We start from the raw sequence: 23,166 nt of genomic DNA on the forward strand, positions 1-23,166 counted from the left end.
GCCGTCGGCCGAGAGCCTGGCGAGGGAGGTCTCGCTGAGATCGTCGAGCGTGGTGAAGCGATGCTCGCCCGATGGACGGATGTAGATGTGCGAGCCGTGGGCATTGCGGTACTTGACCAGAGAAAGCCTTTCGAGGACCGCCGCGGCCGAGATGCCGTCGAGTCCCGGAAGCATTCCACGCTCACTGAGGACACCGACATCGTAGAGCGGTGCCTCGATAGCAGTGAGCATGATGCGAACAGTGGATTCGGTCATGTCCATCGATGTCTCCTTCCAGATGCCTTTTGGCTTGGGAGGGGTGCGGGGGAGGAACGGCCCCCGCCGCCCGCCTTTGAGTGGGCGAATCTTGGCATCTACTATCTAAGCGGGATGAGAGAGGCACTTTTTGACACCATTGCCCACTTTTTTGCGAAGAGAAGGGGGCTGCAAACGCAACCCCGACTCAGAGGGTGGTATTTTGCATGGGTGGTTCATCCTGTTTTGGGAACTGCGGCTTAGTACGGGATCGTCGAACCCGAGTCCAGGGCAATGCTCTTCTTAGAAACTCCCTGTGAGCGGCGTCCAGCGATAGCCTCGCCTGATGCAGGTCGAAGAGAGAGAAGCAAATGGAGCATCCACCCTTGATTCCACCACGTCCTTCTCGCTCCGGGTTGTAACGTGGATGCCGTTCGCACTTCGCCTTCACCCGCTCGGCGACCTTGAGTTTGTAGCTGAACTGAAACATGATCTCCTCCTTTTGGAAAAGAGCGGGAGCCGGTGAGCTGACTCCCGCTTCGGGTTAGGCTGCAACTTGTTTCTTAGCCGTCTTCTTCTTCGCTGCGTTCTTTTGAGTGGCCTTGATCGGTGTGGGTGCCTTCGCCGTCTTGCTGGCCGTCTTCTTGGGTTGTGGGGGAGCAAACGCGGCTTCGGCTTCGGTTAGAAAGTCGATCTCGCTTTCGCGTGGAATGGGTGTGTGTCCAGTAAAGACAAGCCGGAGGGCAAACCCGGTGAGCTTGTCATCTGGTAGTCCGTCGATGGTGGAAAGCAGAATCTCTTCGGAGGTCTGCTGGTTGTTCTCGTCGTTGGCGGCAAGCTGTTCCGCTACGTCATCGAAGGTGTAAGGGTCAATATTCACGAGGGCGCGAAGAAACACCCTCAACTGCGCCGCGCTGAACATGACTGGAGCCTTGTCGAGAATGCGGTCGAACTTGGATACACGCGCCTTATGCACCTTCTCTCTCCGGGCGCGTTCGGCTTCATGCTCCTTCTGTTCCCGCTCGAACTGCTGCTTCCGCTCTTCGGCTTTCCGCTCCTGCTCCTGCTCGTACTCCTTTCGTTGCTGTTCGTAGTTGCGCTGGCGTTCCTCGGCCTCTTCCTGTGTCTCGGCCTCGGGCGCGGGTGCCATTGTGGGGACTGGATTGGCGGCTTCTTCTGCTGCTGCTCGTGGGTCGTGTACGGGACAATCGTCGTCTGTGCATACGGTGAGAGTGGTTCCTACGCGCTTGCCATAGACGATGATTGCGGGCTTAGTGGCTGCACACGGCGGGGCGGGCTCGGCGTCCGGGTTCTCGACTACCGTTTCGATCTCGCGGAAGTGGCCGCGCTGGACGGCTCCGGGCCTCTGCTCTCGTGCGTTCCTCCAGCCGTTCTCGATCTGGATAAGCTCGGGACGGGCTGCAATCTCGCGGTCGATATGCGCGGTGAGCTTGATTTGATAGCAGGGTCCGGAGAGGCATTATGTGGAATCAGGGCAACTGGCAAGTATTTTCCGCTGGCCCGCCACCGGCGCACTCCCAGCGTGAGGAGAGATCACCGTCAAGGAAGTATTTGCCTCATTTTTTTTTGATCAGTGGATTGTCTCTGAGTTGCCGACGACTCGGAAGTAAAGAGGAAACTTGCCTTGTTCATTGTCTATATGACCTGAAGTTGCTCGAGTATCCAGCTTCCGAACTACTACTGGCCATTCCTATGCTCACGACTCGAACTACATCTACTCCAGGCGCAACGCACTCGTAGGATTCACGCTCGCTGCACGTCCTGCAGGCACCGCGCTCGCTAGCAGAGCTACAAGAGCAACACCAAGAATCGCGAATAAGTAGCTCTCAAGATCGAGCGGTTTCATTCCGTACAACGAACTCTCCAGTCCCTTGCCAGCCGCCATAGCGAGCGGCACACCAATTACAACGCCTGTCGCACACAACAGCAGGCTTCCGCGCAGCACCATCCACACCACCTGCGAACGCTTCGCACCTAGCGCCATGCGCACCCCGATCTCCGCAGTGCGACGGTTTACGCGGTATGCAAGCGTTCCGTAGAGCCCTGTCGCAATAAGCACCACAGCCAGCACACCGAAGCAGCCGGCGAGACGGGCGAAGAGAGCCTGCTGCGCGATGGACTGCTCGAAGACCGCGCTCTGTGTCATCGGCGCCAGCAGAGGCATGTCGGGATCGATCTGGGCGATGACCTTGCGCACGGTCGGCAGCATCGCCATGGGATCGCCGGGCACACGCATCTCGATGTCGAGTTGACTCACCGCACCACCCTGCGTAAACACCGTCCAGAGCATCGGCATCGCCTCTTCGGTGATGCTGGTGTACTTGTGGTCTTTCACCACGCCCACGATGAGGATCGGATGGCCGCCTTTCGAGTTGGTGAGCACGTGGCCTACCGCATTCAAGGTTCCGACATACTTCTTCGCGAAGGTCTCATTCACGATCAACACCTCTGGGGCGGACGTGGAGTCGGCATCGGAGAAGTCTCTTCCCTGCACGAGCGGGACACCCATGGTGCGAAAGTAGTCCGCGCCTACGGTGTTCTTTCGAAAGTTTGCCTGCCCCGGTTCAACCCCATTCGGCTTGTGCCCGTCCACTGTGACACCCGCGTTGTTGCTGGACCATCCGGAGCCGGGCCGACTGCTCGCCATCGAGACGCTCTCCCCACCGGGGATCGTCCGCAGCCTCTGCTGCAGCGCAACGAAGAAGGTGATACTTTCTTCCTTCGTATGCGCGTGCTGCGGATGCACACCGAAGACAAGCAGGCCCTGTGGCTTCTGGCCGAGGGGTGTCTTCAAAAGGTTGCGCAAGGTCCCGAGGAGCAGCCCCGCGCCCACCAGCAACACCACGCACAGGGCGATCTGCGTAACGATGACCGCATTGCCGGCACGCACCTGCTGCGAGCTGGACTGGGATACTGTCGCGGAGCTGCGGAGCACGAGCTCCGGGCCACTCGACATGGCAGACCGCAATGGGGCGAGCCCAAACACCAGCGCCAGCAGTAAGAGCACGCCTAGTGTGAACCCCAAAACCACTCCATCCGGCTGCAGGTTCGATTGAATCTGCGCCCATGATCCGAGGGCACGCGTTGCGCCCACTGCGAAGAACCACGCTGCGGAACCGCCGAGTGCGACGAGCAAGAAGCTTTCGGTAAGGAGCTGCCGGGCGATCTCCCTACGGCCTGCGCCGAGCGCGAGTCGGACGCTGAACTCTCGCTGCCTGCTGGCGTTGCGCGCGATGAGCAGCATCACGACGTTGCTCATCGCGATCAGCAGGACCAGGCCTACCATCGTCATCAGCATCGTCAACGCCCGGGCGAAGGAGCCATCCTGACTGTCGAACTGCTTGGCCTCATTGAACGAAAGCCGGTACGTCTCGTCGCCCGCGCGCTTCTGTGCAACGCCGGTGTACGCTGCCCGTTCAAAGAGGCCCTGCGCCTTCGCCAACGCCTGTTCCCGGCTGACGCCCGGCGCCGTGCGGACCATCAGCTTCATGCACCAGAACTTTTGCTCGGTCAGGTACATGCCATCCTCTGCCGGACTCCCCCACGCATTGAACTCGGGCCTGCTCTGCAGGGGAATCCAGAGGTCCAGCGGCAGCTTTCCTTCGGTGCCTTCGAATCCCTTCGCCGCCACACCCACAATGGTGAACGGAATCGACTTGATGTAGAGCGTCTTGCCGAGCACGTCGCGGCTGCGCTCATAGTGCGTGGCCCAGAAGCTCTCGCTGAGGACGACGACGGGCGCGTGGTCGTCCTCATCCTCCTCGGCAAAGCCGCGGCCAAGCTCCGTGCCGACGCCCAGCCCGCGGAAGTAGTTGCCGCTGACCATGTCGCCCGCGGCCTCCTCCGGCATGGTGCCGACGCGTACCGGGGCCTTGCCGCTGGTGGACATGGGGATGAAGGTCATGACCTCCTGCAGGCCGCCTTGCTCGCGTAAGGCTCGATAGACAGGGTATGAGAAGGAGGTATTCGGGTCGCCTGTCTGCGAGGCACCGTCCGGGTATCCCGTTGTGTGCACATAGAAGACACGCGAGGCGTCCTCGACAGGCAGCATCTTCATCAGCACCGCATGCATCACGCTGAAGACGGCTGTATTGGCACCCACGCCCAACGCAAGGGTCAGCACACACACGATGGTGAACACCGGCGTCTTCGCCAACTGCCGCACACCGTACCGTACATCCCGCCACACATTCGCAAAGAACATCGTTGTCCTCGATTCCCTCTGTCGCTGTTTCAGCAAAGCCGTATTGCCAAACTGTCGCCGTGCCGCTCGCGCTGCTTCCCGCGCGCTCATGCCCTCGCGCTCATACTTCTCCGCGAGCATCTCCAGATGCGTACTCATCTCTTCGTCGAAGGCACTGTCGGCTCGTCTCTGCGCAAAGAGTGCCTTCAGCTTTGCCATGAATGTCAGCACGCGGTCAGACATGACTAAGCCTTTGCCTCGAGCGCCAGCACGCGGCCAATCACCGCTGCAATGCGCTCCCAGTTCTCTGTCTCGACGGCGAGCTGCTTCATCCCGCGCCTGGTGATGCTGTAGAACCGGGCGCGCCGATTGTTCTCGGAGACACCCCACTCGCTGGCGATCCAGCTCTTCTGCTGCAGCCGCAGGAGCGATGTATAGACGGTGCCCTCATTCAACGTCAGCACGTCTTCGCTCAACTGCTCGATGCGCCGTGCAATCCCAAAGCCATGCAGCGGGCCTAACGCCTGCAGCGTCTTGAGGATCATAAGATCCAGCGTCCCCTGTAAAACCTCAGATTTGTCCGTTGCCATGTCTACTCCTTTGGATACTGCAAAGGAGCTATCACTTTCTCCTTTGGAATGTCCACAGAAGAGCTTTACGCAACGCTTTGTCGAATTGTTCCGTGCTTTTGCAGTTTCTCAATGGCAGAGCGATTACATGAGATGAGGAACGCCATTTGAAATTCGCAATTAGTAACCCGGATCATATGGTCCAAATCAATCCACGGCTCCGGCTACCAGTTCCTCTTGGTCACGGGCTTGTCGGATCAATCCAACAGGTTACAAGTGATCCGATGATGTTGTTCGCGATGGTCTCAAGGCCGTAATCTGCACGAGGTCGCTGCCAATCTGTCTCTGGGTCGGACCAGCAGGCGTCGGTATGTCTGTCAGCTTCAGCAAGAGCTTTTCGTAGGCAGCAACGCCGTCCTCCACGGCGGCCTCTTCCGCCTCGCCGAGTGGAATCTCCTGAAGCAGGCGCAGCAGGTTCGCCTTGCCTTCGAGCAGAAGGGCGGCTGAAGACTGCTTGGGCATGTAGAAGTCGCACTTGGCGCAGGCCATGCGATGCGGGCACTGCTCGAAGAAATCGTAGGTGCAGTAGCCGTGCCCAAGATCGTAAAACTTCCATGGATCTGCTGGAGCAATCCCGGTACGAACGGCATCCTGGTCGATGAGGACTTCAATCGCCCGGAGGTTACGCGCGAAATAGCCTGCGTCGGCATAAGATTTCGCCAGCTTTAGCGGAGTGATCTTTGCGTAGTGCTGGGTTGCAGAGGGACTTGCATGGCCCAACCACTCCTGCAGTTCAAAGAGCGTCATCGGCTCTTTTGCGTTGAAAAGCTGAGACGCAATAGTCGACCGCGCCCGGTGTGTGGTGATGTTGCCTCGAACGTCGGCGAGCGGAACGCCAGCCTTCCTACACAACGCGGGAATTATGGTCCGGTTGAGATAGTGCTTGCCAACTGTCGTGTTGCGAATCAGAAAGAGGAATGAAACGACCTCGCCAGTCTTCCAATCGGAGAGCTTGTTGCCTTGCGGTCGCACCTTCTCCCATGCAGCGATGGCTTCACCAACGAGGCGGTCTACGGGCTTGGTGAATGCCGTTCCGGTCTTGTTTACGGGAACATCAAGGAGGCAGACAGCATCGCCTGGAAGAAGTTCTCCGGTACCTGGGACCGTAGCGTCTTCCCGTTGCCAGCGAATACAGCCTAACCGCAAACAGATGATTTCGTTGTTGCGAAGGCCCGCAAACAGCCAGGTAACGACGAGTGCCCGGCACATCTCGATCGGATAGGCGCTGTGGTGCAGGCCAGAAGGTCGCGTGGGACCTTTATAGGGAAGATCTTCCGCAGTGATGTTCAGGCCGGCCCAAACGAGCTTGGCCCAGATATCGTCCGCTATAACGCGTGGGTTCGGTCCGATGAGGCCGACCAGACTCCTGGGCGCGGTCAGGTGACGCATGGGGTCGAACCTACGGGGGATCAGCTCCCACTCCTGTAGGTCACGAAAGAAGATACGGAGCGCGGCGATGCGGCCTGCCCTTGTACTGGGCGCGAGTATCTTGCCACGGCTCTTCACATGCGCCGGATCGACGCTGCACCAGTCGCCACCGTGCCACTGGCAAACGACAGAGACAAGTTCCGTGGCGAGATCACGGTTCCAATCGGCTGGGGAAGTCGCTGTGGGATGCGTATGACCGAGCCATCTTCCGACGTTCAACAGGAAGTAGAAGCTCTGTACTCTGGACCGCTCCGCATACGCGGAACGGTCGAACCATGTGTTGCAGAGCCGCATCCACTCTGCAGGCACACCGCGAGTAAGTGCCGGAGATGATCTATTGCTCAGCACTGGACGCTTGATCTCCATCGCCTCGGGCACTGTGCCCATACTGGCTAATACGCGGGAAAAAGCAACGATGCACCAACTGCCGACATGCCGCGGTCTGCGTGCAATCAGTGCCTCAAGGTGCTCCAGCTTCAACTCGCTCAGGTGCGGAGATCGAATGAACAGGAGCGCTTCGAAGACGGTCCGCATTACCTTCTTGCGTGTGCCGGTCATCCCATAGCCCCACTCGAGGAGCAGTTCTTGCATGCCCTGAGAGCCTGTACCGTCGTCCGAGTAAGGTATGGTCCGCCGCGCCAATCAGAAAAGCCTACCGAATGGGCTGGGGTTACGCTAGGGCAAAAAAGGCTCACCGGTCTCCGACGGGGCCCTCTTTAGTCGCAGCTGCTGGCACCCCATCAATCCTCTTGACAATGATCGTTGCAACGAATATTGTTGAAATGTAGATGAAAGCCACTGTCCAAATCGATCGCAAGCCAAAGCCGGGCTCCAGCCCGGAGGAGGTGATGTATCTGGAGATGATGCGGACGATGGAGGCTCTGTCGCATCGGTTTGCGCAGGTGTTGAAGGCGGAGGATCTTTCGTCGACGCAGTACAACGTCCTGCGGATTCTGCGCGGGGCGCCGGAAGGGCTGCCGTGCGGGGAGATCGGCAACCGCATGGTGACGCGGGACTCGGACATTACGCGGCTGCTGGACCGTCTGGAGAAGAGAACGTTGATCTCGCGCTGCCGGGAGAGCAAGGATCGGCGGACGGTCTGGACCCGGATTACGCCGGAGGGGTTGGAGACGCTGGCGCGGCTGGATGAACCCGTGCGTGCGGCGCATCGCGAGCGGCTGGGGCACCTTGGGATCGAACGGTTACACGTGCTGACGGATCTGCTGCGTCTAGCGCGCCGAGCTCCGAATTAAATTTTTTCGCCATATAGTTGTTGCAACGAATGTCATTGCAACGAATCAAATCACTGAAGCAACACAATTCAAACCATCTGAAAAAGGACACACCACTATGAGCACAGTTGCTACCCCCGCCATCACCACCTGGAACGTCGATCCGACTCACTCGGTTGTCGAGTTCAAGGTCAAGCACATGATGATCTCCAACGTGAAGGGTCAGTTCACGGGCCTGAACGGCACTCTGTCGCTGCATGAGGCCGATCTGACGCAGTCGAGCGTGGAGGCCGCGATCGAGATTGCGTCGATCCACACACGGGATGAAGGCCGCGATGCCCACCTGAAAGGTGCGGACTTCTTCGACGCCGAGCAGTTTCCGACGATGCAACTGAGGTCAACCCACATCGCGTTGAAGTCGGATGGGGAGGTTGTGCTTACGGGCGACCTGACGATCAAGGGTGTCACCCGCAGCGTGGCGTTTGCGGTGGAGGGACCGACGCCGGCGGCGAAGGATCCCTGGGGCAATACTCGCATCGGCGTGGCGGCGACGACGAAGATCAACCGCAAGGACTTCGGGCTGACCTGGAATGCGGCGCTCGAGGCCGGCGGATTGATGGTGGGCGAGGATATCGGCATCACTCTGGACCTGCAGTTTGTGAAGCAGGCGTAAGGGCGGCGGTGGAGATTGGAAGGATTCGCCGCCAGGGCATAGCAGCAACGTGTTCTGGCGGCGCAAAAGGAGGAAACGCGATGTCACTTCGTGCAGTGAAGGAAGTTATACATACACAGGCTACGCGGGAGGGAGCGGGGGTGAAGCTGGAGCGAGCCTTCGGTTTCGGAAAGACCAAGGAGTTCGATCCGTTTCTGCTGCTGGACGACTTTCGCAACAACAACCCGGCGGACTATCTGGCGGGGTTTCCGTGGCACCCGCACCGGGGGATCGAGACGATTACGTATGTGCTCGCGGGATCGGTGGAGCATGGCGACAGCCTGGGCAACCGGGGCAGCATGACGGCGGGCGATGTGCAGTGGATGACCGCGGGCCGTGGGATTCTGCACCAGGAGATGCCCAAGGGCGATGCGCAGGGACGGATGCATGGCTTTCAGCTGTGGGCGAACCTGCCTGCGTCGCTGAAGATGACGGCGCCGCGCTACCAGGACATTCCGGCGAGTGCGATCCCGGAGGTGACCGACGATGACGGCACACATGTCCGGGTGATCAGCGGCGAGTTCTGGGGCAAGAAGGGGCCGGTGAAGGGCGTGGCGGCGGATCCGCACTATGTGGATGTGTCGGTGGCTCCGCGCCGGCGAAAGCGGCTGAAGGTGGACATTACGCGCAACGCGTTTGCGTATGTGTTTGCCGGATCGGGCACCTTCCGGGATGCGTCGGCGCCGCAGGCGGTGCTGACGGAGCAGGCGATCGATCCGCATGCAGAGGCGGTGTACGACATCGGCAATCACTCGCTGGTGCTGTTCGATCGTGGCGATGAGATCGTGGTGCAGGCGGGGCCGTTGGGGATTCGCTTCCTGCTGGTCTCGGGTAAGCCGATCGAGGAGCCGGTGGCGTGGCATGGACCGATTGTGATGAACACCCAGATGGAGCTGCGGCAGGCGATGCATGAGCTGGAGAACGGAACGTTCATCCGGTAGGGAGTGCTCATGTGGGCAAAATTCGGAGCTCTGGGCTTCGTGCCCATGGCGAGCGCTTCTGTCTTGTTCTCTAAGAAAAAGGCGAAAACAACGGGTGGCGGTGCGCACTAAGGCACCGCTTGCAGATTCACAACCACTGATCTCCTATCCAGGTTGAAGGGAAATGTGCAGTGACGACCGGCGAAGACACACGCGTGAAGGCGAATCAATTCAGAGGTTCGGACGAAACACTCGCCGGCAGCTTTCATAAGGATCATGTGCGCATCGCTGATGATCGGACCCCGGCATCCCGACGGGGAGGCCAGAATACAAAAAGAGATGACAGGACCCCCCGCATAGTTCCACGCATTGTGGTTGCAGAACAGTGGCTCTGCTTCCTATTGGGCTTGATCTGCATGATCTGCGGCGTTTGCGGTCTCTTTACGAAATACAACCAGGACTCTCCCTTTGCGTATATCCGATGGCTGGGACCAGCACATGAACCGATATTACGAGCCACCGCAATTGCATGCTTCGTCATGGGCGCGATTCTGGTTCGTTGCGGGCTGGCCAGCCCGCAACAATCGTTGGTCTCTATCGATCAAAAGCCGTTGCAAACTTAGCGCGCGCTTCGAATCTATTTTCTGCTTCGGGGCCGATTTTGGTCTTCGGATTGAAGTGGAAGGGGAAAGGGCCACCATGAAAGACGACATATATGACATTCCCATGGTTTATTTGCTGTATATTCTTCTCGCTATTTTAGGAATCGTCGCCGCAGCGGTAATTGCGATCATTAGATGGCTCGATAGAGTGGCCGCCCGCCATGACGCGCCACCTCCCGGCTCACTGTCGACACAGGCCGTTGCAACCCATGGGCAATCTCCCGAATCGACGAACCGGATGCAATTCCACGTGAGATGTCTTCCCGCTCGGCCCGCGTGAGCGTTCGCAACGAGCGCCGACGAGCAGCAGGAACTATCCCGCCGCGCTGCGTCAATAGGAACCGAATAGAACCATGCCCCTTACCGAAGGCACGTCCAATGTCATGCAACGACTCGCCCGCCTTCCAGCGGCGCCACATGTCGATCCGCTGCTCCGTGGAAAGCCTGTCCCGTTTTCCTGGTGCCATAAACACCACCTTTAGAAAATGAATTCATATCAGATGGTGTTGCACCGACCGGTTGAGACCGCCGGACTTTGCGGGAACAATGAGTTCACCCCCGCTTGCGGGCAACCTCTCCGCCGCTACAGACGATCTCTCTCTGTTGAGAAGGGGAGCAAAGCATTGCAACTTCGACCTTCTTTGATCGGCCATAGACAGGGGGGATGCTAGCTTTCTGGTCAAACATGCCTTTGCTCCTGGCCTTAAGTCCGGTTCGGCGATTGCGACGGTGAATACGGCTTGGCAGAGCCCTGCTCGGACGCCTCGAATCACGGTTGAAATGGATAGCGGTGACGCGCGGATGCTCGACAGTCTGCGCGAAGACGTGGCCAGGCACCCCGATGATTTTGTCAGCTTTCAGGCGCAGACCGCGGCGCTGCGATTTATCGACGAACATGGCTTGGCTCGTGTTAACCCATTTCAAAAACGGAATCGCAATGTAACTACTGTTAGATCCTCCAGACCCAGACAGAACAAATAGTGTTAGGAAGATGCGGAGACGTTAGAGCGCGAAGCTAACGTTGCGGCACAAAGCCTCGCTCGATTAGCGTGATCCTTCGTTCTGAAAAAGCTAAAGTCAGAATCTCAGGGGGCGGTTTGAAGAAGGCAAGAGGAGTCATCGTCTCTTCGATCTTTTTTGGATTGGCAGTTGGAGCAAACGCGGGCACGGGTTCTTCCAATTCGAATACGACCTCCACGGCCTGGAAGAACGGACACTTTCATGTCGATGTTGCAGGAGTGCTGAGCCGGTCCGAAATCGTTCTGTCCCGTCCGAACCAAGACGCGGGCGAGGCGATGTCTCTTGGGAACGGGAGACTGGGCGTGGCTGTCTGGTCGCAGGAAGGTCTGACAGCGCAACTGAACCGCGCCGATACGTTTCCCGACCGGCTCTCGCCGGGACAGGTGATTCTCCCCGTGTTGGCCGAGCTGACCCGCGCAGGCGACTACTCCGGCAGGCTGGACCTTTATAACGGAGAGTTCCGTGAGCGGGGGGGCGGCATGGAGGTGGCAGCCTATGTGCAGCCTGGCTCCGATACCCTGATCTTCGATGTCATCGGGGCGCCCGCGGAGAAGACGCAGACGGCGGAGTTGAGGCTATGGGAGCCGCGCTCTCCCCGGGCAGTGACCGAGGGCAAGGTAGGGATGCTGTCGGAATCCTGGATCGATAGCGAGCGCCCGGAGTCGTCCGGACGCGCCTTCGGGTCTCTGTCGGCAATCACTGCGGACGGGCGCGACGTCTCGGTCAGAGTAAAGGACTCGAGAACAATCGAGATCTCCTTCAAGCCCTATCAGGACGGACACTTCCGCATTCTGGTCGCCGCTCCGCACTTCGATGGACGACAGGCCCAGTCGAAGCGGGTCCAGGCCGCTCTGGTTGATCGCGATCCCACGGCCCATCAGACGTGGTGGCATGGCTATTGGAATCGCGCCGCCACGATCAGGATCACCTCGGCGGATGGAAGCGGCGAGTACATGGAGAATCTCCGCAACATCTATCTGTTCGCCGCCGCGGCAGAGAAGGGGACGGAGTATCCGGGATCGCAGGCCGGGGTGGCCGACATGCTGTCCTCAGCCCGCGATGCGCATCGATGGGACTCTTCTTCTTTCTGGCAGTGGAACCTGCGCATGCAGGTTGCCGCGAACCTGGGCGCCGGCGTGCGGGAGCTGAATGCGCCTTACTTCAACCTTTACCGCGAGAACCTTCCGAGCATCGAGCAGTGGACAAAACGCCACATGGAGGGACGTCCCGGAGCCTGCGTCCCGGAGACGATGCGATTCAACGGTCGCGGCATCGAGTATGAAGCAAGCTGGAAGCCGGTGAGCATCGGTTACGACTGCGGGATCGAGTTCAAGCCGTACTATAACTCCCGCACGCTGACCACGGGCGCCGAGGTTTCGCTGTGGATCTGGGAGCAGTATCTGGCGACGAACGATCGCGCATTTCTTGCCAGCAACTACCCGGTGATGGCTGCTTCGGCGCGTTTCCTGCTGGCCTATCAGAAGCTGGGGCCGGATGGTCTGCTGCACACCTCTCCTTCGAACGCCCATGAGACGCAGTGGGATGTAAAGGACCCGACGACCGACATCGCCGCCGCGCGCGCGCTTTACCCTGTGGTGATTCAGGCGGCCAGGTTGCTGGGACGAGATGCGGATCTTGTGAGCAGACTTCAGGCGGCACTGCCGAAGATTCCGCCGTTTCCGCGCACGCCCGTGTCGGGCGAACGAACCTTGCTGACCTCGCAGGAGGATGGCGCGGGCCAGGACATGATCGCCGAATCGTACCTCCCTGAGGCAAAGAACCAGAATGCGGAGAACATCGGCCTCGAGCCAGTGTGGCCCTACAACCTGATCGGAGACAACTCGCCTATGTTCGCACTGGCGCGGCGCACCTACGAGCACCGACTTTTTTCGGGAGTCGCCGACTGGAGCTTCGATCCGGTTCAGGCCGCGCGGCTGGGCCTGGGCTCGGAGGTGAAAGACACGCTGGTCAAGATCACGGAGAGCTCGCAGCACAGCCCCAACGGCTTGGCCAACTGGGACAAACAGTATGGAGAGTTCTACGTCGAGCAGGTTGGCGTGGTCGCCCTCGCCCTGCACGAGATGCTGGCGCAGCAATATGACGGCCTGCTGCGGATCGCCCCCGCCGTTCCTCCGGGGTGGGATGTCGATGGAAGCGTCTTCGTCCGAGGAAAGACGAAGGTGAATGTGCAGACTCGCGATGGAGTCGTGACCACCGCGGTGATCGAGACCGGGATGCCGCAAAGGATGCGAGTCAGGAATCCTTGGCCCGGTGTGCCGGTCGATGTGGTGCTTGGGGCTACCGGACGGACGGTCGTGAAGGCGGATGCAGGTCCGGTCCTCAGCTTTCAGGCGATTGCGGGCGGACATTATTGGTTGAAGCGTCATGCGGCCCGCACGACCGAAGAACGTTTTGAACAGATAACGGGAGAACGCGCGCACTCAGCCAGAAGGCTGGGCAAGGTGAGGATTGGACTGGAATAACGGGTCCTGATTGTTCTGCATTGGATCGAGCGAAAGATTGGAAGGGGAGATATGTCTGTGGGAAGAAGGCAGCGAGCATTGACGAAGATAGGATTCCTTGTCGCGATGGCGGCATCCTGCGTGGCGGCATCGGCGCAGCAGATCGGCGTGACCTACTCGGCCGCGGCTCAGACGGAGACGGCGCTGAAGAGCCTCTCGCCGGCGTCGCAGGCGGTGATGGAGCGGCTGGAGCATCTGGGAAGCCTGCCCGTGGGCGACCTGCGCTATCACGCGGGAGCTCTGCCGGATGGATCGTCGGAGGCGCTGAACGATTCGTCGTGGAAGACCATCCAGATTCCGTATACGGCTTCAACGGATGAGGTCTGGCTGCGCAAGCGGATCGAGATCCCGAAGACGATCAACGGCTATGATCCGACAGGCGCGAAGCTCTGGCTTATGGGGCCGACGCGCGGCGACGTGGTGGTCTACGCCGACGGCAAGCGGATCGCGAGAGGCGAGGACATGGAGCCGCTCGTGCTGCTGAATCCGATCAAGCCAGGCGACAAGCTCCTGCTTGCGATTCATCTCGGCAAGACGAACGATCCCAAGCGGCTGCGGCGCATGGAGTTTCATCTCGACTTTGCGCCGAACCGGCCCAATCCCGAGGTCCTGCGCAAAGAGCTGCTGTCGGCGGCGCTGCTGGTCCCCTCGCTTGCGCCCGAGCGCAAGGCCTCTGTGGAACAGGCGATCGAGGCGGTCAACCTGAAGGCGCTCGACACGAGCGATCCGCAGGCCTTTGACGAGTCGCTCCAGAAATCGAAGCAGCTGCTCGACGCCCTCAAGCCGACACTCCAGGCGGGGACCTTCCATCTCTCCGGGAACTCGCACATCGATGCGGCCTGGCTCTGGCCCTGGACCGAGACGGTGGATGTGGTGAAGCGCACCTTCGGCTCCGCCGCGCAGCTGATGGATGAGTATCCGCACTATACCTATACGCAGTCGGCGGCGCAGTACAACGTGTGGATGGCGGAGAAGTATCCGCAGCTCAATGACCGGATCAAGCAGCGCATCAAGGAAGGGCGATGGGAGATCGTGGGCGGCATGTGGGTCGAGCCTGACCTGAATATGCCGGACGGCGAGTCGCTGGCGCGGCAGCTTCTGATCGGCAAGCGCACCTACAAGCAGCTCTACGGCATCGACGTCCGCATCGGCTGGAACCCGGACTCCTTCGGGTATAACTGGCAGTTACCGCAGATCTATAAGAAATCGGGGATCGATTACTTTGTCACCCAGAAGATGTCGTGGAACGAGACCAACCAGCTTCCGCTGAAGCTGTTCTGGTGGCAGTCCCCCGATGGCAGCAAGGTGCTGAGCTACTTTCCCGATGGATACGGCAATGCGAACTTCAACCCCATCCGGCTATCGAACGATCTACTGCACGCGCGAAAGCTGAACCCAGGCCTCGACAACATGATGGATCTGTATGGCGTCGGAGATCACGGAGGAGGCCCGACCCGCGCTCTGCTCGACGAAGGCGAGCAGTGGAAGGCCGCCGACAGGACGATTCCCACGATGAAGTTCGGCACGTCCCAGAACTACTTCGACGATGTTCAGGGGCGGATCGTCTCCGACTCTCCAACATGGAACTACGAGACAGCGGCGGCCGGCAAGACCCAGCTGCCCACTCCGCCGGACGGCAAGATCAGCATCCCGACCTGGAACGACGAGCTGTATCTTGAGTTCCATCGCGGTGTGTTTACCACTCAGAGCAATCACAAGCGCAATATGCGGCAGGCTGAGGTCGAGGTCCTCAACGCCGAGAAGTACGCCTCGCTGGCCTGGCTTGACGGCCAGCCTTATCCCGGCGATCAGATCACGGACGCCTGGAAGAAGATCACGTTCAACCAGTTCCACGATCTGGCTGCGGGCTCGGGCATCGGCGTCATCTATAAGGATGCGCAGGATGACTACGACCAGGTTCGACGCGTCACCGACGAGGTGGACGCGAAGTCGATGCGCACGCTGGAATCGCGGGTCGATACGCGCGTGGCAACGCCGAACGCCGTTCCGCTGCTCATCATGAATCCGCTGGGATGGAAGCGCTCGGGTGTGGTGGAGGCAGACGTCCAGATGCCCGCGGCCACGCCGTCGGGCGTTTCGGTCGTCGATCCCCAGGGACAGGTGCTTCCCTCGCTCGTCGTCTCCAGCGACAAGAAGACCAACACCTATCACCTCTTGATTCAGGCCCGGGACCTGCCGTCGCTGGGCTATGAGGTGGCGCGCGTCGTGGCCGGCAACAGGACGTTCCCCAGCGACCTGAAGGCGAGGGGAACGTCCCTCGAGAACAGCCTTCTGAAGGTGACCATCGATCCGAAGACGGGCTGCATCACCAGCCTGTACGACAAGAAGACAAACTTCGAGACGCTGTCGAAGGGAAGCTGCGGCAACGAGCTGGTGGCCTTCAAGGACAAGCCGAAGATGTTCGATGCATGGAACATCGACGCGGACTTCGAGGACTCCGCGACGAAGCTCGACACTGCGGAGTCGGTGAAGCTTGTTGAGGAGAATCCAGTTCGGGCCGTCGTCCGCATCACCCGCTCCTGGCAGGGCTCGAAGTTCGTTCAGGACATCGTTCTCTATAACGGATCGGACCAAGTGAACGTGGTCAACGACATCGACTGGCATGAGACGCATGTGCTTCTGAAGGCCGCGTTCGAGCTTGCCGCGACCAGTCCGATGGCTACCTACGAGATTCCCTATGGCACGATTCAGCGTCCGACGACGCGGAATAACAGCTGGGAAAAGGCGAAGTTCGAGGTTCCCGCGATTCGGTGGGCCGATCTAGGGGACCAGCAGCACGGCTTCAGCCTGATCAACGAGTCGAAGTACGGCTATGACGCCGCCGGTCATACGCTGCGCATCTCGCTGCTTCGTTCTCCTACCGACCCCGACCCCAACGCCGACCGTGGTCATCACCACTTCAGCTATGCTCTCTATCCGCATGGAGGGGACTGGAAGCAGGCTCTGACGGTGCGCCGAGGCTACGAGTACAACTACAAGCTCGAGGCGCTCCAGGTTCAGGCCCACGCCGGCTCCCTGCCGGCCACGCACTCCTTCGTCGCGCCGGACGCGCAGAACGTCGTCCTGACGGCGGTCAAGAAGGCCGAGGACAGCAACGCCCTCGTCTTCCGGCTGTACGAGTGGAGCGGAAAGCAAGGGGACGTCCGGATTCAGGTTCCTCCTGGCGCTTTGAAGGCTCAGCTGGACAATCTGATGGAGCAGCCCGCCGGTTCGTCCATCTCCATTGAGGGGGGAAACACAGTACGGGTTCCGGTTCACCCCTACGAAATCGTCACGGTGCAGGTCGATTATCCCGCGGCGGCTCCGGCAACACCTTAGTCGGACCACTCTTTTCGTCGTGCACACAGAGCGGGCCCGGCTGAATTCAGCCAGGCCATCTCGCTCTTTGTCCCGGCTGTCACGCCTCTCCAAAGGCTGCCGTCGATCCGTCAGGCGGTTCACGCAATGCTCTTTATGTTTCTCTCCGGAAGGGTATCTACCGTTAGGCATGGTGGTGCGTAGAAAACCTCAATAGATTCAGTTATCTAAGGAGGCGTTATAACGCCTCTATAACGTTGTCATTTGTAGGAACTGAAACATAACGTGATTCGCGGTTCTGAAACCCATAAATTTCGGACTTCCAAATAAACAGCTTTTCTACTCGTTCGTTTTGTGAGAGGCAACAGATGACGCGCACGATTTCATCGTTCATCGCAGAGAAGAAGGGGCTGGCCAGAAACCTCCGGGCCGCTCGAGCCACCGGAATGCTCCTGCTTACGGCGGCAATGTTGTTAATGATGCAGCCCGTTTCGGGATTCGCCCAGACAGCGGGTCTCGGCACGATCTCCGGTATCGTTACAGACCCTTCTGGGGCGGTGGTTCCGGGCGCGAAGCTCACGATCACCAATATGGCGACGGGGGTTTCGCGGGAGAGCGCAACCAATGGCACCGGCTACTATGAGGTGAACGCGCTGACGCCAGGGAAGTACAAGATCCTTGTGGCTCAGCCCGGCTTCCAGGATCTACTGCGCGAGGGAATCACGCTCGAGGCGGCCGCCCATGCCAATGTTCCCTTGCAGGTCGCGGTGGGAGCGAGCGTGCAGACGGTTGTGATTCAGGCCGACGCCAGCCTTCTGAATACGGAGAGCGGCTCCAGCGGCCAGGTGCTGACCACCAAGCAGGTCGAGGCGCTTCCGGTCTCGGGGAATAACCCGACCTGGCTGGCGCTGATCGCTCCCGGTGTTCAGGGCACGACGGGGCAGGCTGCCTCGACCGACGACACACTCGCCTGGACGGGGCTGACCACGAACTTCGGCTCCTATGGCCTCATTGGCTACAATGAGTTCAGCCTGGACGGCGCTCCAAACGAGACCAACAGCCGGCAGTCGGGCGTCAACCTGACGATCGATGAGCTTGGAGAGATGAAGTTCGACGTAGCCGGATACGACGCCAGTGTCGGACATACGTTGGGAGTCCTGGCGACGCAGACGACCAAGTACGGAACCAACGACCTGCACGGCACCATTCGCGAGACCTATACGGCGAAGCGCTGGGCGGCCATGAACCACTTCCAGGGGTTGAACTACCGCTATCAGAAGTCGCTGGCAAACTGCGTCAACGGCGGAAGCACCAGCCCCGACTGCTTCGCGATCGAGAACCAGTACGGATGGCCGGGCACGAACATGAACAACGGCTCCGCCGCGATCGGCGGTCCCGTCCGTATTCCTAAGATCTTCGATGGACGGAACAAGCTGTTCTTCTTCGCTTCGGTCCTGAACGACGTCTTCGCCGGAGCCCAATCGCAGTCGGCGACCCTTCCCACCATGCAGGAGAGGGGTGGAAACTTCTCGGATCTTCAGCAGCAGACCACGAACATTCCGTCGAGCTTCACCGCGGCCTGTCCCGCGGGAACTCCCTACTACGGTCAGTACCAGATCTACGATCCATATTCCGTGACGATCGACGGGAACGGGATTCCACGCCGCCGGCCTTTCTGCGGCAACGTTATCCCAGCGAGCCGTTTGGCCAACAGCGCGATGGTGCAGCTTTACAACAGTCTTCAGCCTGTCCCCACGCAGAACAATCCACTCGGCAGCAACTTCGCCTACACGCAGATCACTCCGCAGACCTATCGGGATTACACGGGGCGGGTGGATTACAAGTTCACGTCGAAGGACAGCCTCTTCGTCCGCTATACGCGGGGGAACTATACCAAGGGCCAGAACGACTGGACGGTGGGCAACGTTGGACAGCAGCAGGGTCCTCGCTGGATCGATGTTCCGGCGATAGGATGGGATCACGTCTTCAACGAGCATACAAATATCGATGTGACGTTCGGAGGCACGAACTACAAGACGCACTGCTGCTACTACCCGGGCTATGACCAGTACAGTCCGAGCTCCCTCGGCCTGCCGACCTACACCGATCAGTACGCGCAGCAGGCGAACGTGCAGCTGCCCGTGCTGCAGATCTCCGCCTATCAGAACGCGGTTCCGGGAGCGTCTCCGACCTCGCTGGGAGTGACGGACAGCGTGGCTTCGACCTATCGTTCCTTTGCGCTTCGTGGAAATGTGATTCATGTGCAGGGACGCCACACCCTGCGTGCGGGAGCAGAGTACCGATGGCAGAACGCTTCGCAGGGTGTCGGCGGAAACGTCTCGGGCACCTATAACTTCGATAACACCTATACGCAACAGAACAACGGATCCGACAGCGCCTACCAGCAGTCGAATACCGGCCTGAGCTATGCGGCTTTCCTGATGGGAATCAATTCGTCGGCCTCGGTCGCCAAGAACTCGTCGCTCTCCCTGCAGTCGCCCTATTATGCGATCTATGCGGGAGATACGTGGAGGCTAACGCCGAAGCTGACGCTCATTCCCGGACTGCGCTTTGAGTATGAGTACGGCGTGGTGGAAAAGCACAACCAGATGATTGTGGGATGGAATCCGAGTGCGGACCTAAGCGGGATCTCGCAGCCCGCGAACGCGGCTTACCTGGGCGCTGTTGCAGGAGCCACCACGGCGCAGAGGGCAATTTTGCCTTCTTCTTTGCAGATCCAGGGCGGCCCACTGTATGCCGGTGTGAACGGTGCTCCCAGAAGTGCGTGGGGCAACAACTATCGCTTCCTGCCCCGCCTCTCCGTCGCCTACCAGGCGACGGAGAGGCTGGTGATTCGCGGAGGGTACGGACTCTTCTTCGACACGCTGAACGCGCTGAATGTCACGGCCAATCAGGACGGGTTTAGCGCAAGTACAAGCGTCGTGACGTCCAACACCTTCGGGACGAACTTCGTACCCGGCGTGTCTCCGCTCTCCGATCCGTTCCCGATAAACGGAAGCGGCTCGCGGTTCAATACGCCGATTGGCAGCGCGGCGGGTTCTCTCTACTACCTTGGCGCCAGCCCGATTATCTTCGATCATGGCCTGGTTCCGGCGCGCCAGCAGCGCGGCTCGATCGGGGTGCAGTACCAGTTGACCGATTCGATGATGCTCGATGTGTCCTACAACATCGCCTACACCAGCAATCTTCAGGTCACGAAGAACTCCGCCTTCACGCCACAGTCGTTCTACGCCGGTGGCCTGCAGCCGAACACCGCTCCCAACGCGGTAATGAACAGCAAGGTCACCAATCCGTTTGCGATCTCGAACTTCAGCGGCGTGGCGTCAAGCAATCCGGCGGCGTACAACCAGATGTCGCTGAACTCGTACTTTACGCAGCAGCAGATCTCCATCTCGAACCTGGTAAGGGCCTATCCGCAGATGAACGGCCTTTCCCTGAACCAGTCTCTTGGAGCCACCCACTTTCAGGAGGCTCTGATTACCCTGACCCGCCGCTACAGCCGGGGCCTGACCGTGATGGGGTCAATTCAGTTCAACCACCAGTATGATCGCGATTACTTTGCGAATGGCTACGATGCCATGCCAAGCTGGGAGATTACGCAGTGGAGCCAGCCGGTGCGGTTTACTGCCGAGGGAGTGTGGGATCTTCCCCTTGGCCGTGGAAAGGCGTGGGCGACCAGCGGATGGAAGTCGGCGTTGTTTGGCGGCTTCCAGCTGAGTGCGAGCTATGAGGCTCAGCCGGGCGTTCCGGTCAACTTCCCCAACGCGTTCTTCATCGGCGATATCAAGGCCAGCAGCATCAAGATCAAGAAGCCGGTGTATCACAACGATCAGGCATCGGGAGGCTCAAACTACGTGCAGTGGCTGACCCCCGGAACCGTGACCGCTACTCCGACTACGGTTGCGAATCCCGATGGCTCGACGACGACGACCTGCAGCTACACCGGCTACGGCTTTGTGACCAATCCGGCGTGCCAGCCCACTGGGTTCAACACGAGGGCCTTCCCCTCGCGCGTGAATGGAGTTCGCCAGATGGGCATGAACGGAGCGGCGGCGAGTGTGCAGCGCGAGTTCCATCTGTATGAACGGCTCAGGCTGGAGACTACGTTCAATGCCTACAACGTCTTCAACCACCAGGTGCTGGGCAGCGTAAACAGCAACCCAACGGACCCGAACTTTGGCAGGGTTTTTGGCGATGGCTGGCCCAGCTCATCAGGGCGATGGCTGTCCATCCAGGGAAGGCTGCGATTCTAACGCGGTTTAGCTGAACCTCCACCGGGGCCTCACCATAGGCCCCGGATTTTTTTCCCCACAACAAAGATGTCATTCCGAGCGAAGCCGAGAATCCGCTTCCAAGGATCAAATTCAAATCCGTCCTCAGAATCTTGTCAAGCCCAAAATCGGCCTAACCAACACAAACTAAACAACATCTCAAGTGCCGATTAGTTTCCTCCACACTGCTAGACTAAAAACGGTAGAAGAAAGCCCGGGAAATACCCTCCCGGCATAACTCGTTTGATTTCAATATTTTTACCCATAAAGCATTTGTTTATAATATTTTAGCGAAAACAAATCGCTTAAATAACACAAAATAAAAGGTTTACATGTCAACCCACGGGGGGCCTGTGGTTCGGGCCAAATGCAGGGTTGCGCGACTTCGCCCCTGAGGCTTCGCGGGTAATGACACTTTTCGAAAGCGAGCAACTGGGAACCAGCAATTGGCACCTGCTGCAACTAGAACTGACAACTAGTGCCCGTCGGTCTCCGGTAGAACATGACAAGCTTCGACGTTGACGTTCGTTGGAGAGCCGGCCATCATGTTCAATCGCAGCAGAAGCTCGAAGTGGTGTACCGGTCCTCCGGGGGTGATGCCGCAGGTTTTGAAAGCTGCGGTCAGGCGGGGCAGGTCGGTTACGAGTTTTCCCGCAGCCTCGGTTCCTTCGGCGTTGGCTCCGCTCAGAAGAAGGACGTTGCCGTTCTGGTCGGGATTCCGAACCATCGCGAGGATGGCATAGGACTGGCCGGTAGCCCATCCCAGGGCCGTCGGCACATATTGGGGTTTTTCATGCGGTCCGGGATGGACGTTGAGGATGATCTCCTGCGAGGAGGCCTTGTCGTAGGAAAACCGGAAGCTCATCTGATCGCTGAAGAGCGTTATCCATGGGTTCGAGCGAGGACTTCCGAGGAGGACGAAGTTGTCGTCGGTCTGGAGATTCGAGAGCTGGATGCTTCTTGCCGCATGAACCTCTACGCGCCGCGAGCTGGCCTGTGCGAGCTCCGTAACTCCGACGGCGATGGGGGTATCGACCAGCGCCGCCTTGTTTCCGCCCAGAAGGATGCGGCAGATCTGGGTCGTCTCGGGCGTCAGCTGCTCAGGGTGAGGAATGTAGTTGTGATTCGCGTAATCGGAGATCGTGATGACCTGACCCGTATATCCCTGAATCTCCGCGATATCGGGATCGCTCGTGATGAGCTGCAGAGGACGCGGAGAGTCCAGGAGGGCAGACCAGGGAAGAACCCGGCGAGGATCCTGGGCGCCCGGAACGTTCCGGTTCCAGAAGAAGATCCACACTCCTATATTAAGGACGGTCAGTGCGAGCGCGGCATAGAGCCACCAGCGAGCCGGTCGCCGGGCCAGCTGTTCTTCCACAGAGGCGGCGGGTTGAGTCTCGGGGGTAGAGGAGGGCTCGTGCGGCGTAGGCTCTGGCGTGGCAATGACAGGAAGTCCGTTTGAAGACGGAAGAGCAACTTCGCTCGTCGCTGGTTCTGTATGCTTTGGGCCGGGTTGTGGGTCGCGAACGATCTCTGGGATGTAGGAGCCGAGCGGAAGACTGATGCGGAACGGAGACTCGTTTCCATAACGGCCATAGTGCTGCAGCAGACGTTTTCGGACGTCGCTCGCGGTGACTCGGACGATTGCGTCCTCGCCGGTGTCGTAGGTTGGGGAACGCCCGAAGAGCTCGACGCCGATCACGCGCTCCTTGATGGAGTCGAAGTGCCCGGCGACGCCCTGATCGATGATGTATTGGAGGAACTGCCCGCTGCGGTGGCTTCCTTTGAAGGCGGCGCCTTCGACGATGTCCTTTACGTGCTGCCTGAGGAGAGCTAGATCTTCTACCGTCTCGGCGATCTTTACGAATTCGACGCTATGAGGATTGCTCTGTCGTGGAGAAGACATGAAAGTGCCGGAAAGGAAAATTCTAGCACTGGGTCTCCTGAGCCTCTTCGGGGCTAACGAGGGCGGTTCCTTTAGGAGTACAAAACT

General features: G+C 59.4%; 13 protein-coding genes and 1 pseudogene. 6 read left to right on the forward strand and 8 right to left on the reverse strand.

The features are described 5' to 3' along the window. From BDD14_RS25930 to BDD14_RS25955, 6 genes are all read right to left on the reverse strand, one after another. Positions 1-261 (reverse strand): DNA-primase RepB domain-containing protein (locus BDD14_RS25930; RefSeq protein ID WP_242618288.1); only part of this gene is annotated, 261 nt, incomplete at its 3' end. A 181-nt stretch (positions 262-442) separates the two neighbouring features. Then, on the reverse strand, positions 443-724 hold the full coding sequence (locus tag BDD14_RS25935; protein WP_207231896.1) for a hypothetical protein: 282 nt from the start codon (positions 722-724) through the stop codon (positions 443-445). 54 nt (positions 725-778) lie between these two features. Further along, positions 779-1,384 carry a hypothetical protein gene (locus BDD14_RS25940; RefSeq protein ID WP_130423658.1) on the reverse strand — a complete coding sequence of 202 codons (606 nt, stop codon included), beginning with the start codon at positions 1,382-1,384 and terminating at the stop codon, positions 779-781. Positions 1,385-1,969: 585 nt separating this feature from the next. Then, on the reverse strand, positions 1,970-4,681 hold the full coding sequence (locus BDD14_RS25945) for an ABC transporter permease (protein ID WP_130423660.1): 2,712 nt from the start codon (positions 4,679-4,681) through the stop codon (positions 1,970-1,972). A gap of 2 nt (positions 4,682-4,683) precedes the next feature. After that, positions 4,684-5,028, reverse strand: coding sequence for a PadR family transcriptional regulator (locus BDD14_RS25950; protein WP_130423662.1), 345 nt, complete (start codon positions 5,026-5,028; stop codon positions 4,684-4,686). A gap of 249 nt (positions 5,029-5,277) precedes the next feature. Beyond that, entirely contained in the window at positions 5,278-7,086 is a 1,809-nt protein-coding gene (locus tag BDD14_RS25955; RefSeq protein WP_130423664.1) for a tyrosine-type recombinase/integrase, read from the reverse strand. A gap of 197 nt (positions 7,087-7,283) precedes the next feature. Between BDD14_RS25955 and BDD14_RS25960 the strand changes: the two genes are divergently transcribed. The 3 genes from BDD14_RS25960 to BDD14_RS25970 all read left to right on the forward strand — a co-directional run bounded on the left by BDD14_RS25960 (position 7,284) and on the right by BDD14_RS25970 (position 9,380). Beyond that, positions 7,284-7,748 carry a MarR family winged helix-turn-helix transcriptional regulator gene (locus BDD14_RS25960; protein ID WP_130423666.1) on the forward strand — a complete coding sequence of 155 codons (465 nt, stop codon included), beginning with the start codon at positions 7,284-7,286 and terminating at the stop codon, positions 7,746-7,748. Positions 7,749-7,845: 97 nt separating this feature from the next. Then, positions 7,846-8,400: a YceI family protein gene (locus BDD14_RS25965; protein WP_130423668.1), complete on the forward strand. Its 555-nt coding sequence runs from the start codon at positions 7,846-7,848 to the stop codon at positions 8,398-8,400. A gap of 80 nt (positions 8,401-8,480) precedes the next feature. Continuing rightward, positions 8,481-9,380: a pirin family protein gene (locus BDD14_RS25970; protein WP_130423670.1), complete on the forward strand. Its 900-nt coding sequence runs from the start codon at positions 8,481-8,483 to the stop codon at positions 9,378-9,380. A 778-nt stretch (positions 9,381-10,158) separates the two neighbouring features. Here BDD14_RS25970 and BDD14_RS25975 read toward each other — a convergent pair. Beyond that, positions 10,159-10,488 (reverse strand): annotated as a pseudogene (locus BDD14_RS25975) (helix-turn-helix domain-containing protein); the annotation flags it as partial. A gap of 630 nt (positions 10,489-11,118) precedes the next feature. Between BDD14_RS25975 and BDD14_RS25980 the strand changes: the two are divergent. The 3 genes from BDD14_RS25980 (at position 11,119) to BDD14_RS25990 (ending at position 21,155) form a co-directional block, all read left to right on the forward strand. Next, positions 11,119-13,524: a glycosyl hydrolase family 95 catalytic domain-containing protein gene (locus BDD14_RS25980; RefSeq protein WP_130423674.1), complete on the forward strand. Its 2,406-nt coding sequence runs from the start codon at positions 11,119-11,121 to the stop codon at positions 13,522-13,524. A gap of 78 nt (positions 13,525-13,602) precedes the next feature. After that, a complete protein-coding gene (locus BDD14_RS25985; protein WP_242618289.1) occupies positions 13,603-16,902 on the forward strand; it encodes an alpha-mannosidase in 3,300 nt (1,099 codons plus the stop codon). Between the two features lie 347 nt (positions 16,903-17,249). Then, entirely contained in the window at positions 17,250-21,155 is a 3,906-nt protein-coding gene (locus tag BDD14_RS25990) for a carboxypeptidase-like regulatory domain-containing protein (RefSeq protein ID WP_130423676.1), read from the forward strand. A gap of 493 nt (positions 21,156-21,648) precedes the next feature. On the opposite strand, the gene BDD14_RS25995 is transcribed toward BDD14_RS25990, so the two are convergent. Continuing rightward, on the reverse strand, positions 21,649-23,079 hold the full coding sequence (locus BDD14_RS25995; protein WP_130423678.1) for a hypothetical protein: 1,431 nt from the start codon (positions 23,077-23,079) through the stop codon (positions 21,649-21,651). Positions 23,080-23,166: the final 87 nt, after the last annotated feature.

Source organism: Edaphobacter modestus (assembly GCF_004217555.1).
Taxonomy (GTDB): domain Bacteria; phylum Acidobacteriota; class Terriglobia; order Terriglobales; family Acidobacteriaceae; genus Edaphobacter; species Edaphobacter modestus.